This is a genomic window from Amphritea sp. GJ51-11, from assembly GCF_055808735.1.
On record NZ_CM147881.1, the window covers coordinates 4,158,252 to 4,175,051 of the forward strand.

General features: G+C 48.0%; 13 protein-coding genes. 6 read left to right on the forward strand and 7 right to left on the reverse strand.

Annotated elements, in window-relative coordinates:
- Positions 1-4: 4 nt before the first annotated feature.
- Complete coding sequence (locus tag AC0L4K_RS18815) at positions 5-3,094, forward strand: efflux RND transporter permease subunit (protein WP_473267525.1); 3,090 nt, start codon at positions 5-7, stop codon at positions 3,092-3,094.
- Between the two features lie 38 nt (positions 3,095-3,132).
- Here AC0L4K_RS18815 and AC0L4K_RS18820 read toward each other — a convergent pair whose 3' ends face one another.
- Positions 3,133-3,657, reverse strand: a complete 525-nt coding sequence (locus AC0L4K_RS18820) for a gamma carbonic anhydrase family protein (RefSeq protein WP_473267526.1) — start codon at positions 3,655-3,657, stop codon at positions 3,133-3,135.
- A gap of 272 nt (positions 3,658-3,929) precedes the next feature.
- Between AC0L4K_RS18820 and AC0L4K_RS18825 the strand changes: the two genes are divergently transcribed.
- Together AC0L4K_RS18825 and AC0L4K_RS18830 are read left to right on the forward strand one after the other, a co-directional pair.
- Positions 3,930-4,274 (forward strand): PH domain-containing protein, encoded by a 345-nt coding sequence (locus tag AC0L4K_RS18825; RefSeq protein ID WP_473267527.1) that lies wholly within the window; start codon positions 3,930-3,932, stop codon positions 4,272-4,274.
- Positions 4,255-5,136 carry an SHOCT domain-containing protein gene (locus tag AC0L4K_RS18830; protein WP_473267528.1) on the forward strand — a complete coding sequence of 294 codons (882 nt, stop codon included), beginning with the start codon at positions 4,255-4,257 and terminating at the stop codon, positions 5,134-5,136. Before AC0L4K_RS18825 ends, AC0L4K_RS18830 begins: the two co-directional genes overlap by 20 nt.
- 166 nt (positions 5,137-5,302) lie before the next feature.
- On the opposite strand, the gene AC0L4K_RS18835 is transcribed toward AC0L4K_RS18830, so the two are convergent.
- Positions 5,303-6,253, reverse strand: coding sequence for a LysR family transcriptional regulator (locus AC0L4K_RS18835; RefSeq protein WP_473267529.1), 951 nt, complete (start codon positions 6,251-6,253; stop codon positions 5,303-5,305).
- Positions 6,254-6,410: 157 nt separating this feature from the next.
- Here AC0L4K_RS18835 and AC0L4K_RS18840 point away from each other — a divergent pair, with 157 nt between their 5' ends.
- A complete protein-coding gene (locus AC0L4K_RS18840; protein WP_473267530.1) occupies positions 6,411-8,087 on the forward strand; it encodes a thiamine pyrophosphate-dependent enzyme in 1,677 nt (558 codons plus the stop codon).
- Positions 8,088-8,177: 90 nt separating this feature from the next.
- On the forward strand, positions 8,178-9,608 hold the full coding sequence (locus AC0L4K_RS18845; protein WP_473267531.1) for an aldehyde dehydrogenase family protein: 1,431 nt from the start codon (positions 8,178-8,180) through the stop codon (positions 9,606-9,608).
- Between the two features lie 118 nt (positions 9,609-9,726).
- Here the strand turns inward: AC0L4K_RS18845 and AC0L4K_RS18850 are convergent, their stop codons facing one another.
- The 5 genes from AC0L4K_RS18850 to aptA all read right to left on the reverse strand — a co-directional run bounded on the left by AC0L4K_RS18850 (position 9,727) and on the right by aptA (position 15,576).
- The gene (locus AC0L4K_RS18850; RefSeq protein ID WP_417226618.1) at positions 9,727-10,437 is read right to left on the reverse strand and encodes a DUF5020 family protein; all 711 of its coding nucleotides are present in this window, start codon (positions 10,435-10,437) and stop codon (positions 9,727-9,729) included.
- A 198-nt stretch (positions 10,438-10,635) separates the two neighbouring features.
- Positions 10,636-11,739: a 7,8-didemethyl-8-hydroxy-5-deazariboflavin synthase CofG gene (cofG, locus tag AC0L4K_RS18855; RefSeq protein ID WP_473267532.1), complete on the reverse strand. Its 1,104-nt coding sequence runs from the start codon at positions 11,737-11,739 to the stop codon at positions 10,636-10,638.
- Between the two features lie 134 nt (positions 11,740-11,873).
- Complete coding sequence (locus AC0L4K_RS18860; RefSeq protein ID WP_473267533.1) at positions 11,874-12,524, reverse strand: response regulator transcription factor; 651 nt, start codon at positions 12,522-12,524, stop codon at positions 11,874-11,876.
- A gap of 159 nt (positions 12,525-12,683) precedes the next feature.
- Positions 12,684-14,174 (reverse strand): CoA-acylating methylmalonate-semialdehyde dehydrogenase, encoded by a 1,491-nt coding sequence (locus AC0L4K_RS18865; RefSeq protein ID WP_473267534.1) that lies wholly within the window; start codon positions 14,172-14,174, stop codon positions 12,684-12,686.
- A gap of 58 nt (positions 14,175-14,232) precedes the next feature.
- The gene (gene aptA / locus AC0L4K_RS18870; protein ID WP_473267535.1) at positions 14,233-15,576 is read right to left on the reverse strand and encodes an omega-aminotransferase AptA; all 1,344 of its coding nucleotides are present in this window, start codon (positions 15,574-15,576) and stop codon (positions 14,233-14,235) included.
- A 224-nt stretch (positions 15,577-15,800) separates the two neighbouring features.
- Here aptA and AC0L4K_RS18875 point away from each other — a divergent pair, with 224 nt between their 5' ends.
- Positions 15,801-16,757, forward strand: a complete 957-nt coding sequence (locus AC0L4K_RS18875) for a LysR family transcriptional regulator (protein ID WP_473267536.1) — start codon at positions 15,801-15,803, stop codon at positions 16,755-16,757.
- Positions 16,758-16,800 lie beyond the last annotated feature (43 nt).

Sequence of the window (16,800 nt, forward strand, 5' to 3'; positions counted from 1 at the left end):
ACCCATGAGACACTCCAAAGGGTTAGCCAACTGGTCTATCCGCCACCCCGTTGGGGTGATCATGCTGGCTCTATCCGTGATTGTGATCGGCTCTTTTGCCCTCAACCGTCTATCGGTCGATCTATTACCCCATATTATCTACCCTGAGATTCGTGTCAGAGTGCTAGACAGTGGCGTCCCACCCACGGTGATGGAAGACCGGGTCACCCGTAAATTAGAAGAGCAGTTGGCGATCACCGAAGATGCCATCCATGTGCAATCAACCACCACTCAAGGCACCACCACCGTCGATCTAGCCTTTGAATATGGTAAAGATATTGATATCGCCCTGCGGGATGCCAGCACTCGACTTGATCGCGCGCGGCGTACCCTGCCAGACTCGATCGACTCCCCCGTGATCTATAAACTTGACCCCGCCCAAATTCCGGTGATGGAATTTGTTATCAGTTCTCAGATTCTTGATAGTGCGGCACTACGGCAGTGGGCCGATGATGTGATCGCCAAATGGTTGATCAACTTGCCTGGGGTGGCAGCCGCCGAAGTGGGCGGTGGGGTGGTGCGCGAGGTGCACATTATTCCGGATCAACAACGGATGGCCGCCTACGATATCAGCTATAGTACCCTGACCGATGCGGTAACAGAGGGCAACGGCGATCAAGCGGCCGGGCGCATCACGATGCCTGGCAATGAACTCAATAGCCGCATCAGTGGCCGGCTCATCTCGCTCGAACAACTACGCCAACTACCCGTTGCCCGCCGGGGGGATACCAGTCTAACCCTAGCAGACCTCGCCAGTGTCGAGTTCAGCACCGAAGATGAGCGCATCCTGATCCGGGCCGACGGTGTGCAGGGCATCAAGCTATCGATTCAAAAACAGCCTGCCGCCAACACCACTTATGTGGCCGATCAAGTCAAAGAGCGCTTAGCATGGCTCAAGCAACAGCAGATTATTCCCGACGATATCAGCGTCACCCAAGTATCCGATCAATCCATCTATGTTAAACAGTCCCTCAATAATGCCACCACAGCAGCAATCAGCGGGGCGCTACTGGCGATGGCCGTGGTCTACCTGTTCTTAGGTAACCTGCGCCATACACTAATTATCGGTAGTGCGATCCCGATTGCGATTATGTTTACCTGTATATTGATGGGGCTTGGCGGCCTAACGCTTAATATCATGACCCTCGGAGGGTTGGCATTAGGTATCGGCATGTTGGTGGATAACACCATCGTGATGCTGGAAAACATCAGCCGCCATCAGCAAAATCATGAGCACCCACTCGCGGCGGCCAACAATGCCGCCACCGAGGTTAATAGTGCGATTATCGCCTCAACCTCCACCAACCTCTGCGCCATACTGCCCTTCCTGTTTATCGGCGGGCTAACAGGCTTACTGTTTCAAGAACTGATTATCACTATCTCTGCGGCTATTTTTGCCTCGATGGTGATCGCCCTGACCCTCGTGCCGGCACTCGCCGCCGCGACCAAGCCTTCTCGAAGTGGCGGCATCCGTCAGTTAACCGACCGCGCGGTAAAAGGCCTACAACGAATTTATAGCGCCATCCTCAAACGTTTTTTACAGCACCGGCTGCTCACCCTGTTCGCTTTTATTCTGGCGCTGTTTCTCTCCATGCCGGTTTTCACCAGTGGCAAACAGATCTTTCTACCGCCACTCGATGATGGCCGAATTACCATCAGGATCACCGCCGATACTGGTATATCCCTAAGCGAAATGGACGCCAAGGTCAGTCAACTGGAAGCGCTTTTTGCCCAGCAACCCGAAACTGAAACGGTGTTTACTCTGGTCGGCGGCTCGGTATTTGGCCGCTCGCAACGGGAGCAATCCAACCGCTCAACAGTGGTAGTACAACTCAAATCGGTAGCTGAACGCCAACTATCGAGCCATCAGTGGATAGAGAAGCTACAGCGGCAAATAGCCGCCCTACAACTGGCCGGGTTTACCGTGAGAATGACCCAACGCGGTATCCGCGGTATCCGTACTAACAGTGGTAGCGAAGATATCAGCCTGCGATTGCAAGGACCGGATAATAAAACGCTGATCAGTCTAGCGGATGAATTAACCGCCGAACTCAAGTCACTACCTCAACTGCGTAACCTGAGTCACTCGGCAGAAGACCGACTGAACGAACTATCCATTAGTCTAGACCGAGTACGTGCGAATCAGCTCGGCATAGACCTGGCGGATCTTATAGAGGCGACCCAGATCGCACTGCAGGGCAAAATCATCAGCGAATACATTACCAACGATCACGCCTACGATATCCGCCTGCGTCTGGCAGAGCAGCATTTCAATACCCCACAATCGATGGAAACCCTACTGCTGTTTCCCGGCAACGGTGCATCACCCCCGGTACATCTGTCGGATGTTGCCAGCATTCAACTGATTGAGTCGCCAGCCAGTATTCAGCGGGATAACCAGATGCGTATCGTTGAGATATCCGCCTCCCTCGCGCCGAATATGACCCTCGGGGAGGCCTTGAGCGCAATTAAAAGCGTGCGTGATGAACTGTCCCTGCCTGAGGGCTATACCGTCTATGATGGTGGTTCAGAAAAGGTGCTAGCAGAGCAGAGCAAACTCACTACGATGTTGCTGGGATTAGCGCTGTTTTTGGTGTTTGTGGTGATGGCGATTCAGTATGAATCACTGCGCAACCCGTTGATCATTATCTTTGGCGTGCCCTTTGCTGCTATCGGCGTGGCCGGCGGGCTTTGGCTAACCGCCATTCCCCTGTCGATGCCGGTCTGGCTAGGTATGATTATGCTAACCGGTATCGTGGTGAATAACGCGATTCTGTTGGTGGAATATGTCGAGATCGCCCGCGATAAAGGCAGCGATCTCTCTGCAGCGATTCTCGAAGCGGCCAGACTCCGGTTGCGGCCAATTATTATGACCACCCTGAGTACCGTTGCCGGCATGTTGCCCCTTGCTCTCGGCTGGGGTGATGGTGCCGAGATGTTGCAACCCTTGGCGATCACCGTCATCTGGGGGCTCAGTTTCTCAATGCTGGTCAGCCTCGTTTTGATTCCCGTGACCTACCATCTGGTCAATCATCGCCGCTCATCTAAGGCGTAAAAGTCTAGGCCGTAAACGTTAAACCGGCAGAATCCGGTTTAACTTAATTTTTTTAGCGATGACTTATGTTTGCGGCCATTCTCAACATACTTATCCGCATTATTATGCATATTCGCGATAGCATCGGCACTCAGCTCTTTAACCACCTTCGCCGGCACACCCAGAATCAGTGAATTATCAGGAAAGACCTTGCCTTCGGTCACAACCGCACCGGCTCCGACCAAGCAGTTTTTGCCAATCACCGCGCCGTTTAGCACAACCGCCTGAATCCCGATCAACGACCCCGTTCCGATATGACAACCGTGCAACATCGCCTGATGGCCAATGGTCACCCGTTCTTCAACCATCAACGGATAACCCGGATCGGTATGCAGCACCGCACCTTCCTGCACGTTGCTCCCCTGACTGATCACGATCGGTTCGTTATCCCCTCGCAATACCGCCTGCGGCCAAATACTCGCCCCCGCCTCTAAGGTGACATTACCAATAACCGTCGCCTGATCGGCCACATAGGTATCCGCATCCACTTGCGGCTGCTGACCGTCAAATTCATAAATCGCCATCGCTGCTCTCTCCTGTTGTTATGTTATTACACTGGTACTATATTACGTTACGGCTACTCACTTTAAACTTAGTTTCATGCGTGTATTAGTACTGCCAGTAAAAGAATTTTATACTTTTTTAGGTAGAGTATTCTTATCATGAGTGATTTAATTAAACCTACATCGCTGGTGAGTGAAGATAAAAATCAGACGAGAGATCTGTATGCTTTAAGATACCACATAGTGGAAATTTTATAGTGGAATAAAAAGAGGTCAATTAAATGGATGTTAGAATGTCTCTTGATAAATTCGAAAAAAACATTATCCCATTAACTTCAAATAAAGATTCATTAAAAACTTTAAAGAAATCAAACGTCATTAATCTATTAATGGAAGATGAAATACCAAAATCAATCACAAATGGGACGAGAAAAGGAAATGAAGCACTCTTAATTGTAACGAACATTCGCATAATTTTTATTTTTAAAAGTACTTTTTTAAGAAAGTCAGAAATTACAGAGATCCCTCTAGAAACCATTACCTCCTGTCGAATAAAAAATGGAATTTTATTTAGTGATTTTTTCATAAGCACAGCAAAAGAGGAGTTTTTCATCAATAATGTTCAAAAAAACCTCTGAAGCTATCAGAGAACTGATAAATAACCTAAGACAAAAAAGAAAAGAAGCGCCGAGCACAGACAACTCTAATTTAATTGATCAGCTTGATCGACTTGCAGCATTATATGAAAAAGGTTATTTACCCAAAGAAGAATTCGAAAAACAAAAAACAATAATCCTAGATAAAAGCAATTCAAACAACATTAACAGCCCTGCAGCTATAACTGAAGAGTTCGAGCTAATCGATGATGACGTTAATGACCAAAAAGAATATTTAAAACCAAATTCAAGAGATAATAAAAAACCACTAGAATGTTCTAATACTAAGCCTCACAGAGAGTCTATCTTTTCATTTCTTCATACTGACAAGAAGGGAACTGGTCTTGGGCGAACAGAGTTTGGTTTATCCATATACGCCGATGGGTACGCATACCCCATAAGATACTTAGTATCTCTTATCTTGCTGATAATATCAGCAGGTTTCTTTCTACTATTGCTAGCAACCATCTTTATTAACATTTTCACATCAAACGGCAGGGATGATTATAATAGAAATTCCAAGAATAACTTTTCAGATATTAATATATGTAAATCAACAATTTCAGCAATGATGGGAAGGCCAGTATCTATAATCAACTACGACGGAAAAAGTGGTGATGTAATACATGTATCATACACAAGAAGTATGGATGGAACTAATTGGTCTCAAAAATGTAAAGTTAATAACAATTCAGTACTATGGGGAACCACTGATGGCAGGTGGAGAAATCATAAACTTGACACCAAAATAAAATATAAAATCCACTCGGATATTCTTGAAATACATCTAATTTTTAGTGATGGTTCAAGTACGATCAAAAAATATTATTCAAGCCATTTCTGAAAACATATCAAGGAATAATTTAAAAATTAATTCATATGAACATTCTATTACAAAATAAAGTTCGACGACCTATAGCAGTAGATAGCTTCCATGACCCCTTAATTAAAATCTATATTATTTTTTAACAGTCAAACCATATCGGCAGTTAAAATATAGATAAAACAGCTTAACTCTTCTGCTCAATGGAGGCCCGGTTCATCTCCCCGCGCCAATTCCCCGTCAGGTGCTCTTGGTACGCACAGGCTTTAATCAGCTCAATCACTTTGAGGGTGATATTTCGCACCGGGCGCTCATGATTAATGGCCAGATACACATTGCGGGTCATTGCCGGTTCAATAATTTTTAATGCTTTCAATTGTCCGGCCTGCTCTAGATGAAAAAAAGCCGAGGATGGCAAAATCATATTGCAGTGCCCCTCACAGACAAACCGCAGGCTGGTGAGTAACTGCCCATAGGGCATTTTTTTCTTTAGCTCGATTCCTTCACGCTTTTCATACTCGCGAATCTTACGCCCCAGGGATTCTTTTTCCGAGGTAGTGACTATTTCATAATCGACCAGATCTTTAAAACGAATCGTATCGAGATCTCGGTTTTGATCATTCAGCTGGGTAGTGAAATAAAGGTCTTCACGGATCAAGAGTTCGCGGGAGATACTCTTATTATCCGCCCCCTCCTCATAGGTGATCGCCAGATCCGCTTCACCACTGGCAAGCTGTTCAACCACCTGATAAGACAATCCCATGCGCAGATCTAGCTCAACATTGGGGAAGGCGTTCTCAATCACCTGAGACACCGGCATCGCCAGCAGGTTAACCCCAGCCTGATTCATCACGATAACCAGTTTGCCTTTGGGGCTGCCCTCAAGCTCTGAAATATCGCTGATCGCTCGATTTAGCTGCCCCACCACTATCTGCACATGTTTTTCAAATAACAGGCCCGACTCCGTGAGCTGCACCCCTTTAATGCCGCGAGAAAAAAGCTGCGATTTCACTTCATGTTCTAACTTAGAGATCTGCAAGCTTAACGCTGGTTGGGCGATATTCAGTTGTCGAGCCGCCGCCGCGATACTTTTCATCTCTGCCACTTTGAGGAAATACTGCAGCTGTTTAATATTCATAACGGCCCCAAGATCGGTTTTACACCGGCTAATAACGACAACTAAACGCCTTACCTATAACGAATTAATTATAGCCTATAAACATTATCTATAGTTTTATTATAACCAGTGCTTTTCTAGTATAGGTCTAAAGCAACTAATAAAAGCAGTGGTACCCATGAGCAACGCGACAGATACAATTCGAATGAGCGGCGGTGAAGCGATCATTGCCGCTGCTGCAGCCAACGGAACAGAGACTATTTTTGGCATTCCTGGCGCGCAGATCTACCCGATGTTTGATGGCATCTATAACAGCTCCATTGATCTGATCGTTCCCCGCCATGAGCAGAGCGCCGCTTATATGGCCATGGGTTATGCCAAATCGACCGGCAAAACCGGCGTCTTCTCGGTGGTACCGGGGCCAGGCATTCTCAACACCACGGCGGCATTATGTACCGCCATGGGTAACTGTAGCTCTATTGTCGGCCTGACCGGTCAGGTGCCTAGCTCATTTATGGGACAGGGACGTGGTCATCTGCATGAACTGTCAGACCAAGCGGGTACACTCAAAACGATTATCAAAGATGCGATCACCATCCATCAGCAGAATAATGTGTCCGACAAGGTCAATCAGGCCTTTGCCACCTCCCGCAATGGCCGTCCCGGCCCCGTGACCGTTGAGATGTGCTGGGATGTGATGGCTGAGCAACAGGATGCTACCATCCATACACCGGAAGCCGCGGACAGCCCATCCATCAATCCGGATGAGATTAGTGCCGCCGTCAAACTGATTCGCGCTGCCAAAAAACCGATGATCATGTGCGGGGCGGGCACGCAACACGCCGCCGCCGAGGTATTGGCACTAGCCGAACTCTTGAATGCTCCAGTCACCGGTTTTCGCAGTGGCCGAGGCATCGTCGCTGAAGACCACCCGTTAGGTGTCCCGCCGGTTGCCGCCCGCGAACTCTGGGATGATACCGACCTGCTTATCGGCATCGGCTCCCGCCTAGAGATGCCCTATATGCGCTGGGGCAACTATATGGAATATCAGCAAGTGCCAACTTCCGGCCCCAAGCTGATTCGTATCGATATCGACCCCGCCCAGATGGACATTTTTACCCCAGACGTCGGTGTCATTGCCGATTCAGCCGCCGCCTGTCGCCTCTTAACCGACCAACTCGCCTCGCAGGTATCACCGGATAGCAAACGCATAGATGAGATCGCCACCGCCAAAGCCGTGGCTTGGCAGGCGATACAAAAGGTGCAGCCACAGATGTCCTACCTCTCGGTTATCCGAGATGTGCTGCCACGCGATGGATTCTATGTGCCGGAACTGTCACAAATGGGTTTCACCACCTGGATTGGTGGCTTGCCGGTACTCGCACCACGCACCTACATCGAAGGCGGCTTTCAGGGCACCCTTGGATATGGCTTCCCCACTGCGCTGGGAGTAAAGGTCGCCAACCCGGATAAAGCCGTTGTGTCTGTCTGTGGTGATGGCGGTTTTATGTTTGGTGTACAAGAACTGATTACCGCCGCCGAACATAATATCGGTCTGGTCACCTTGGTCTTCAACAACAATGCCTATGGCAATGTGCGCCGCGATCAGGATATGCACTATAACAGCCGTTACAGCGGCTCCGAGTTACTCACCCCCGACTTTATTAAACTGGCTGAAAGCTGCCATGTGAACGCCTACCGCGTGACTTCTCCGGCAGAATTAAAGCCCGTGCTAGAAAAATGCATCAATAACAACGCACCGGCTCTGATCGAAGTCGTATGTGAACGGGGTGAAGAGACCTCTCCTTGGGAGTTTATCCACATGCAACAACGACTATCCCAGCCACAACGCTGACACGGTGACCTTCAGCACTTGGGCGTTAATCAGTTGACGTCCCGGTGTTACTGGCCAATGATGAAACAAAAAAATACGTAAGGAAGCCCTATGTCCGAATTCAATCTCACCATCGATGGTGCTGCCATCAACACCGGCGAAACACTCGATGTGATTAACCCATCAAACGGCGAACCTTTTGCCCAATGCCCACTAGCTAACCCCGCGTTAGTCGATCAAGCCGTCAATGCTGCCCGACGCGCTTTTCCTCAGTGGAGCGCCACCTCAGATGAAGCCCGCAGCGGGCTAATCCATCAGTTAGGGCAGTTATTGGAACAACATCAAGAAGAGCTGGAAACGCTCATCTGTCAGGAAACCGGCAAACCCCGTGGCGGCCTGAATTTTGTTGGCGCAACGATGGAACTGATGGGCTCGATTGGCTGGACCCACGTCACCGCTGATATCACCTTAGCCGATGAGATCATTCAGGATGACGACGAACTGTTCGTCAAAGCCTATCGCAAGCCACTAGGTGTGGTCGCTTCGATAACCCCTTGGAATTGGCCGCTGATGATTGCCATTTGGCATGTTATCCCCGCTCTGCGGGCCGGCAACACCGTCGTGATCAAACCATCGGAGAAAACGCCATTAGCCACCTTGCGCTTCGTCGAACTGGCCAATACAGTGCTACCCAAAGGCGTTCTGAATATCGTGACCGGTTATGGGGATGTGGGTGGCGCACTGGTCGCACATCCTGAGGTGAATAAGATCATTTTCACCGGCTCGACACCAACGGGCAAAGCCATTATGGCATCAGCGGCCACTAGCCTAAAACGACTCACCCTCGAACTCGGCGGTAACGATGCGGCTATCGTGCTGCCAGATATCGATATTAATAGCGTAGTGCCACAGCTGTTTGGCGCGGCCTTCCACAACAACGGCCAAACCTGCGCCTGCCTAAAGCGGCTTTATGTGCATGAATCCATCTATGATGAGGTCTGTCAGGCATTAGCAGAACAGGCAAAAGCCGTGGTGGTTGGCGATGCACTCAATGCTGACAGTCAATTAGGCCCGCTACAGAACGAAGAGCAACTCAACATTGTTGTTAAGCTTGCTGCAAGTGCCACCAAAGCTGGCGGACAGATTCTCGCTGGCGGCAAACGTATCGGTACTCAAGGGTTTTTCTTTGAGCCAACCATTGTGGCTGGGCTGAGCAATGGTGATGAACTGGTGGATGAGGAACAATTTGGGCCGATTCTACCGGTGATTAAATACACCGATATCGACAGCGCCATTGCCCTGGCCAATGATAATCCAAATGGTTTAGGTGGCTCGGTCTGGTCTGCCGATATTCAACAAGCCGAGGCGATAGCACAGCAGTTAGAGTGCGGCACGTCTTGGGTTAACACCCACGGTGCAGTACAACCGGATGCGCCCTTTGGTGGGACAAAGCAATCGGGATTCGGCGTTGAGTTTGGCCATCATGGCCTCGCCGAATACACCTCACTGCACACTCTTAAAATCCAGAAACAAGTATCCTAACTAACACTCCCGATATCCACTTTAAGGGATATCGGGAGTCTATTATCATTAAGCCCGTAACACCGAGAACAGAAGGGGATGTCTCGGTTAACAGTTGCTATTAATCAGCCGCAGACGCTCAGAAATGCCACTTCAGCAATAGTGCAGGGTTCCGCTCATCGGCACCATCAATACCATACTTGTTGCTCCAATGAGAATACTCGATACCCACATAAACCGGCGACGCTGTACCGATCAACTTTCCCGCATTCCATTTCAACTGTGAAGTAAAGTTGGTTTCTGATGCGTGATCATCTTCTTCGCTAGACCAGTCGATAAAACCATCGTAGAGAAAATCCGCATTGCCGATGCTAAACGGCACGCCCCATGTCAGGGTGACCATAATATCGTCGTCAGTATTTTCATTATTCACTTGATAGATATTCGCGTTGGCATACTGGAAGCCGGGCAGATCTAAACCTACACCCAGGCCTGCCATATAATTATCGAAACCTTCACCACTCTCCCAAGTACCAGCAAGATAGACATCATTGACCAAGCCAAACGAGAGATCTGCACCTGTTACATAACCAAGGCTTAAACGGGGTGACAACTCAAAATAGGTGGATGTATCACCATCATCGGATTTCTGACGGTCGACGAAGAAAAAGGTATCACCCCAATCATGGCCGCTGGCATGTTCGACAGTAATGGTCTGCTGATCCGGATCAACCACTTCAAAGTTATTTCCTTTTACATAGCTCAGACTAAAGTCGCTCCACTGCTGTTTAGCGGATACCCCGGTTGAAACTAAAGCACAGCATAACGTGCACATTATTTTAATTTTCATCTATGACCTCTATCTTTATTTTTATGCGTCAATTTACACATCGAAGCATCGATACTAGAGGTTTTTTTACCGACCGGTAAATACATCTTTATAACCAAAAACCTACCTAATTACTTAACTAACGCACTTAAGGTTAAGCAAAAAAAAGCCTGGATATATCCAGGCAATTATGATGTAAACAAGCAGGTGATTTATTAACTAAGCGGCAGCATCAAGATCATCGACCCGACCAGCGATGACTGAAGAAAGATATTTTTCTGGCAAGTTTTTATATTGTGGATAGATTGCCAATCGCTCTTTAAGTCGGTAGCCACATTCAGAGGATTTAAACTCCAAAGATTGGATCTTCGGCCATGCTCTTTCCGGGTTAATATGGTCAATGGTTACCGGAGACACACCTCCCCAGTCATTAATACCAGAGTGGAGATAGTCCCGATAATATTCCTGAAGATTTGGCGGTGCCTGAATACTAATCGTATGATCAAGAATTAATCGAGCGACCGCGAGGGTTTTCAACATATCCTCATGGCTCGGCTCTGGTGCATCCGCCATCGCCGTTCCGGGCTTCGCTTTAAAGTTCTGAATAATTACTTCTTGAATATGACCATACTTTTTATGGATCTCATTAATCGCAACTAAGCTATCAATGCGTTCCTGCCAAGTTTCGCCGATACCGATCAGAATCCCGGTTGTGAATGGTACATTATGCTTGCCGGTCAATTCGAGGGTGCGCAACCGCTGCAGCGGCACTTTATCAGGACAGGCGTAGTGCGCTTCTCCCTGCTCCATCAGGCGACGGCTAACATTTTCGAGCATCATCCCCATACTGGCCGACACCGAGCGCAGCTTGATAACGTCCTGCTCGGATAGGGTGCCAGCATTCACATGCGGTAGCATACTGGTGTTCTCAATCACCATCAGGCACATATCATAGAGATAATCGATAATGGTGTTATAGCCCCGCTCCGCGAGAAATTTACGTGCTTCTGGATAGGTTTTTTCCGGCTTTTCACCTAGGCTAAACAACACCTCTTTGCAGCCCATTTTTTCACCCTGATAGACCACTTCCATGACCTCTTCCGGCGTCATAATATTCGCTTCAGGCGAGCCTGGTGCTTTGACAAAGGTGCAGTAACCGCAAGTATCGCGACACATATTCGTCAAAGGCACAAACACTTTTCGGGAATAGGTAACAACATCTCCCCAATGCAGATCACGTAACGCGGATGCCTGATTTCTGAGTAACTGAATCTGGTGACTATCAGCATGTTCAAGGTTATATGCTTGCTCAACAGAGATCATTTGAACGTCTCCCGGTTTATTTTTTTATTTATAATCAGGCGAGATGACAACGCCGCTAAACAATAAGTAACTTCAATATAGAATAATTTTACCACTTGGTCAATTTTATTATAAAAACAATTATTCTATTATTTTCAATAACTTAAGCTAACAGCTAACTGAGTTCTGTTTTGTACTCGAAGTTTTTTAAAGATATCTGACACATGCCGCTTAACTGTCGACTCACAAATCCCCATCTCAAAAGCGATCTCTTTATTCATCAAGCCAACTTTCAGATAGTCGAGCACATCCCGTTGCCGGCCGGTTAAATAATCGAGTTTTGTTTTAACACCAACATCTTCCAAGGGGAGGTGTGGCGCAGAAAAACCGGTCGGATAAGGACTAATCGAGCAGCTTCGATTTAAGCCACTATCGACATCGGTCAGTAAATCAGCGATGCGCTTGGCGATAATATCGACCGGCTCAGTCTGTTGAATCACGCCCGAAATATTGAAAAATTTCAGCTTTACTTGCAGCTTTTCACTGACCTGATCACAAATAACCGCAATCGGATTCTGCGTTTTATACAGATGGGATAAAATCAGCCCATGATCGCCAATAGAGAGAAAGCTTTCATGCACCAAGATAAGGTCGAACTCTTTCTGTTGCCGTAACCCCTGAACAAAGGCGTAATCACTCCCGGCATCAGTAAAATCGATAGCATCAAGTGTTAAGTTCAGCACGCTCTTCAAGCCTTCTCGACATAGAGGCCTGGCATCAATAATCAAAATTTGCTTACGTCGCATGGGATCACCTTTGTTGTTATAAGAAAACGGTGTCTTGCTAGTAGGTAGGACAATCATCAATCGAAATAGATAGGCAGGCTCGCCAGCGTTAAACCGACCAAGCCTGCGTTGCAACCGGAAAGGCTAATCTGCAGAGATCAGCCTCGGTTAACGGTATCGTTAGCTTGGGAAGGCGAATGAAACACCTTCACGTACACCACTGGAAGGCCAGCGCTGAGTGATAGTTTTACGTTTGGTGTAGAAGCGCACGGCATCTGGACCATAAGCGTGTAGATCACCAAACAATGAACGCTTCCAACCACCAAAGCTGTGGTACGCCACCGGTACTGGTAACGGTACGTTAATACCGACCATACCCACTTGAATATTGTCTGAGAAGTAACGCGCCGCTTCACCGTCGCGGGTGAAGATACAGGTACCATTGCCATATTCATGGTCATTGATCAGCTGCATCGCTTCTTCCATGGTATTTGCACGGACCACCTGCAATACTGGGCCGAAGATCTCCGCTTCATAGCTGGACATGCTCGGGGTTACATTATCAATCAGCGTCGCGCCGACAAAGAAACCATTGTCAAAACCATCAACGACCGGATTGCGACCATCGACCACAACCGTCGCACCATCCGCTTCGGCGCTATCGATAAAACCGTTCACCTTTAACTGATGAGCACGGGTAATAACGGGGCCAAAGTCGTTTTCGCTGTTGCTGTAGGCACCCACTTTCAGTGGTTCCATTGCCGCTTTCATTTTCGCGACCAAGGTATCTGCCGCCGCATCACCAACGGCAACCGCAACGGACAGCGCCATGCAACGCTCACCGGAAGAACCAAAGGCCGCGCCTAACAGCTGGTTAACGGCGTTATCCATATCCGCATCGGGCATAACGATGGCATGGTTTTTCGCGCCACCCAGTGCCTGACAACGCTTACCGTTGGCATTGGCCGTGCTGTAGATATATTCCGCAATCGGCGTAGAACCGACAAAGCTCACGGCTTTAACACGGCTATCTGTCAGCAGTACATCCACCGCTTCTTTATCACCGTTAACCACGTTGATCACGCCTTTAGGCAGACCCGCTTCTTGCAGCAACTGAGCGATAAACAGCGTGGATGATGGATCACGTTCAGACGGTTTGAGGATAAAGGTGTTACCGCAAACAATCGCCATGGGATACATCCACAGTGGCACCATCGCGGGGAAGTTAAACGGCGTAATACCCGCCACCACACCTAGTGGCTGAAATTCACTCCAAGAATCGATACCGGGGCCAACATTGCGGCTGTGCTCGCCTTTTAACAGTTCTGGCGCACCACAAGCATACTCAACATTTTCAATCCCGCGCTGCAACTCACCGGCGGCATCATGGGAAATTTTACCGTGTTCTTCACCGATCATTTCACAGATTTTAGTAGCGTTTTCTTCTAACAACACTTTAAAACGAAACATTACTTGGGCACGTTTCGCCGGTGGCGTATTACGCCATGCGGGGAACGCTTGCTCCGCAGCGGCAATCGCCTCTTCAACGGTGGCTACAGATGCCAGTGCAACCTGCTTGCTCTCTTCACCCGTCGACGGGTTAAATACTGCCTGTGTGCGAGCCGCATCTGTGCGCATCTCGCCATTAATCAAATGACCTAACGTTTGCATAATAGCCTCATCAATAGTTATATTTTTTATCGGTACAACATGCATTCAACGGCAGCGATTAATCCAGCTCCATAATGGATTCACCAATCGCGTTAATAACGTTGTCGATCTCTTCCCGCTCAGTAATAAACGGCAGGCCCAACTGAATAGTGTCGCCGCCATAACGAACATAAAAGCCCTTCTCCCAACACTTCATGGCGATCTGATAAGGACGCAAACCCGGTTCACCAGGCGCAGACGCAATGGTAATTCCGCCGGCCAAGCCATAGTTACGAATGTCGTTGATATACTTTGTGCCCTTAAGGCTGTGCAGCGCCTGTTCAAAAATCGGGCTAATCTCATTCACCCGAGGAATCAGCTTGTCATTCTTTAACACATCCAGTGATGCTAACGCCGCAGCACACGCCACAGGGTGACCTGAATAGGTATAACCATGTGGAATTTCCATCATGTATTCCGGGCCACCGTTATCCATAAATGTTTGATAAATTTCAGCTTTAGCAATAACGGCACCCATCGGAACGGCACCATTAGTGAGCTGCTTAGCCACATTGATCATGTCCGGTACCACACCAAACTCTTCGGCACCTGTATACGAACCCATGCGGCCAAAGCCAGTAATAACCTCATCAAAAATCAACAGGATATTGTGTTGATCACAGATCTCACGCAATCGTTGCAGGTAACCTTTCGGTGGTGGAATAACACCGGCAGAGCCGGCCATCGGCTCAACAATCACTGCGGCGATATTAGACGCATCATGCAGCGCGATCAGCTCAAGCAGTTCATTCGCTTTTTCAACACCGTTCTCGGGCATGCCTTTGGTGAAAGCATTTTCTGGCAGCAGCGTATGTGGCAGGTGATCGGCATCCACACCCAGACCATAGAGAGTGCGGTTAGCGCCGATGCCACCCACACTAAAGCCACCAAAGTTAACCCCGTGATAGCCTTTAGCTCGGCCGATCAGCTTGGTTTTAGTGCCCATGCCTTTCTTACGCCAGTAAGCCCGAGCAAATTTCAGTGAGGTATCCGCGCTTTCAGATCCAGAGCCCGTGAAGAACACATAATCTAATCCATCAGGGGTTAGCTCTTTGATTCGGTTAGCCAATTCAAACGCCTTGGGATGGCCATACTGGAAAGCCGGAGCATAATCTAACTGTGTCAGCTGATGCGCCACCGCCTCCGCGATCTCTGGCCGACAGTGCCCTGCACCACAGGTCCACAATCCCGACAGACCATCAAAAACCTTCCGGCCGCTGGTGTCGGTCAGGTAAGCCCCTTTGGCTTCTACAAACATCCGGGGATCATTTTTAAACTGGCGATTGGCGGTATAGGGCATCCAGTAAGCTTCGAGCTGCTCGCGAGTCATACTCGCGGCTTTGCTAGGATCAAATTCATGCATATTCATCACCTCGTTAAGGTTTTTATTTTCAGGTTATGCCTCAGACACCGTGCTGTGTTACTTGAAACCACGCCGCTTCAGTTATCCCATCATCTACTGGCTCGAAGGTTGGTTAAATCCAAAAGAATTTACCTTCAGTCAACTAAATACTTACCATATGGTAAAACTTATGTATATTGTATAACCATTGATCAATCTTCAGTCAAGCCTGCAGTGAGGTGGATATGACACAGAAAAATATAATAGGCCATATTGCCGGTGCCGATATCAGGATGATAAAAATCTTTAAAGCGGTGGTTAAATGCGGTGGTTTTTCAGCGGCAGAATCAGAGCTTAATATCAGCCGGGCGGCGATTAGCATTGCTATGTCTGACCTAGAACAGCGACTGTCACTTAAACTCTGTAATCGCGGCAGAAGCGGTTTCTCGCTTACCGATGAAGGCGAGCAAGTTTACCTTGCCGCCCTAACACTACTGTCTTCCCATCAGGAGTTTCAGCAACGGATCAATAGTATTCATTCCGAACTTAAAGGCGATCTCGCCATCGGCATTACCGATTGCCTGATAACACTGCCGAGAATGTATATAACCGATTCACTTAAGGCTCTGAAGCAACAGGCTCCGAACGTTAATATCAATATTGAGATGGTACCCGCTAATCAAGTTATAAAGAGTTTACTCGATGGGCAGATACAGATTGGCGTTGCACCGGTGTTCAGTAAAAACCTCAGTCTCAAGTATGTTCACCTCTATGATGAGGAATCTTATTTATACTGCAGTCATGAGCATCCACTGTTTCATATTCCCGAGAACAGCCTACAAACGGAACATATTGCCAGCCACGATATGGTTTGCCCCTCTTATCAACATCCGGCAGAAATCAAAAAGCATCTAAAACAATTTAATAAAAGCGCCCGGGCATCGGATCGAGAAGGCACGGCTTTTCTTATTCTAACCGGTTGTTATCTCGGTTATCTTCCGGCGCATTTCGCCCACCCTTGGGTAGAAAAAGGCTTAATGAAACCGCTGCTCAAAAAACATTTTAATAGCTTAACCCCCTACGCTGCGATCGCCCGAAAAGACCTTGCGCCAAACTTAATTCTCTCCTGCTTTATGGACAGGTTACATCAACTCATTGATTCACCCGCGGCAGAAAATAATGCTGAAATAAAATCAGCTTAGCGGCTAATTAATCCAGACAAGCCACAGAACTTATAGAATTAAC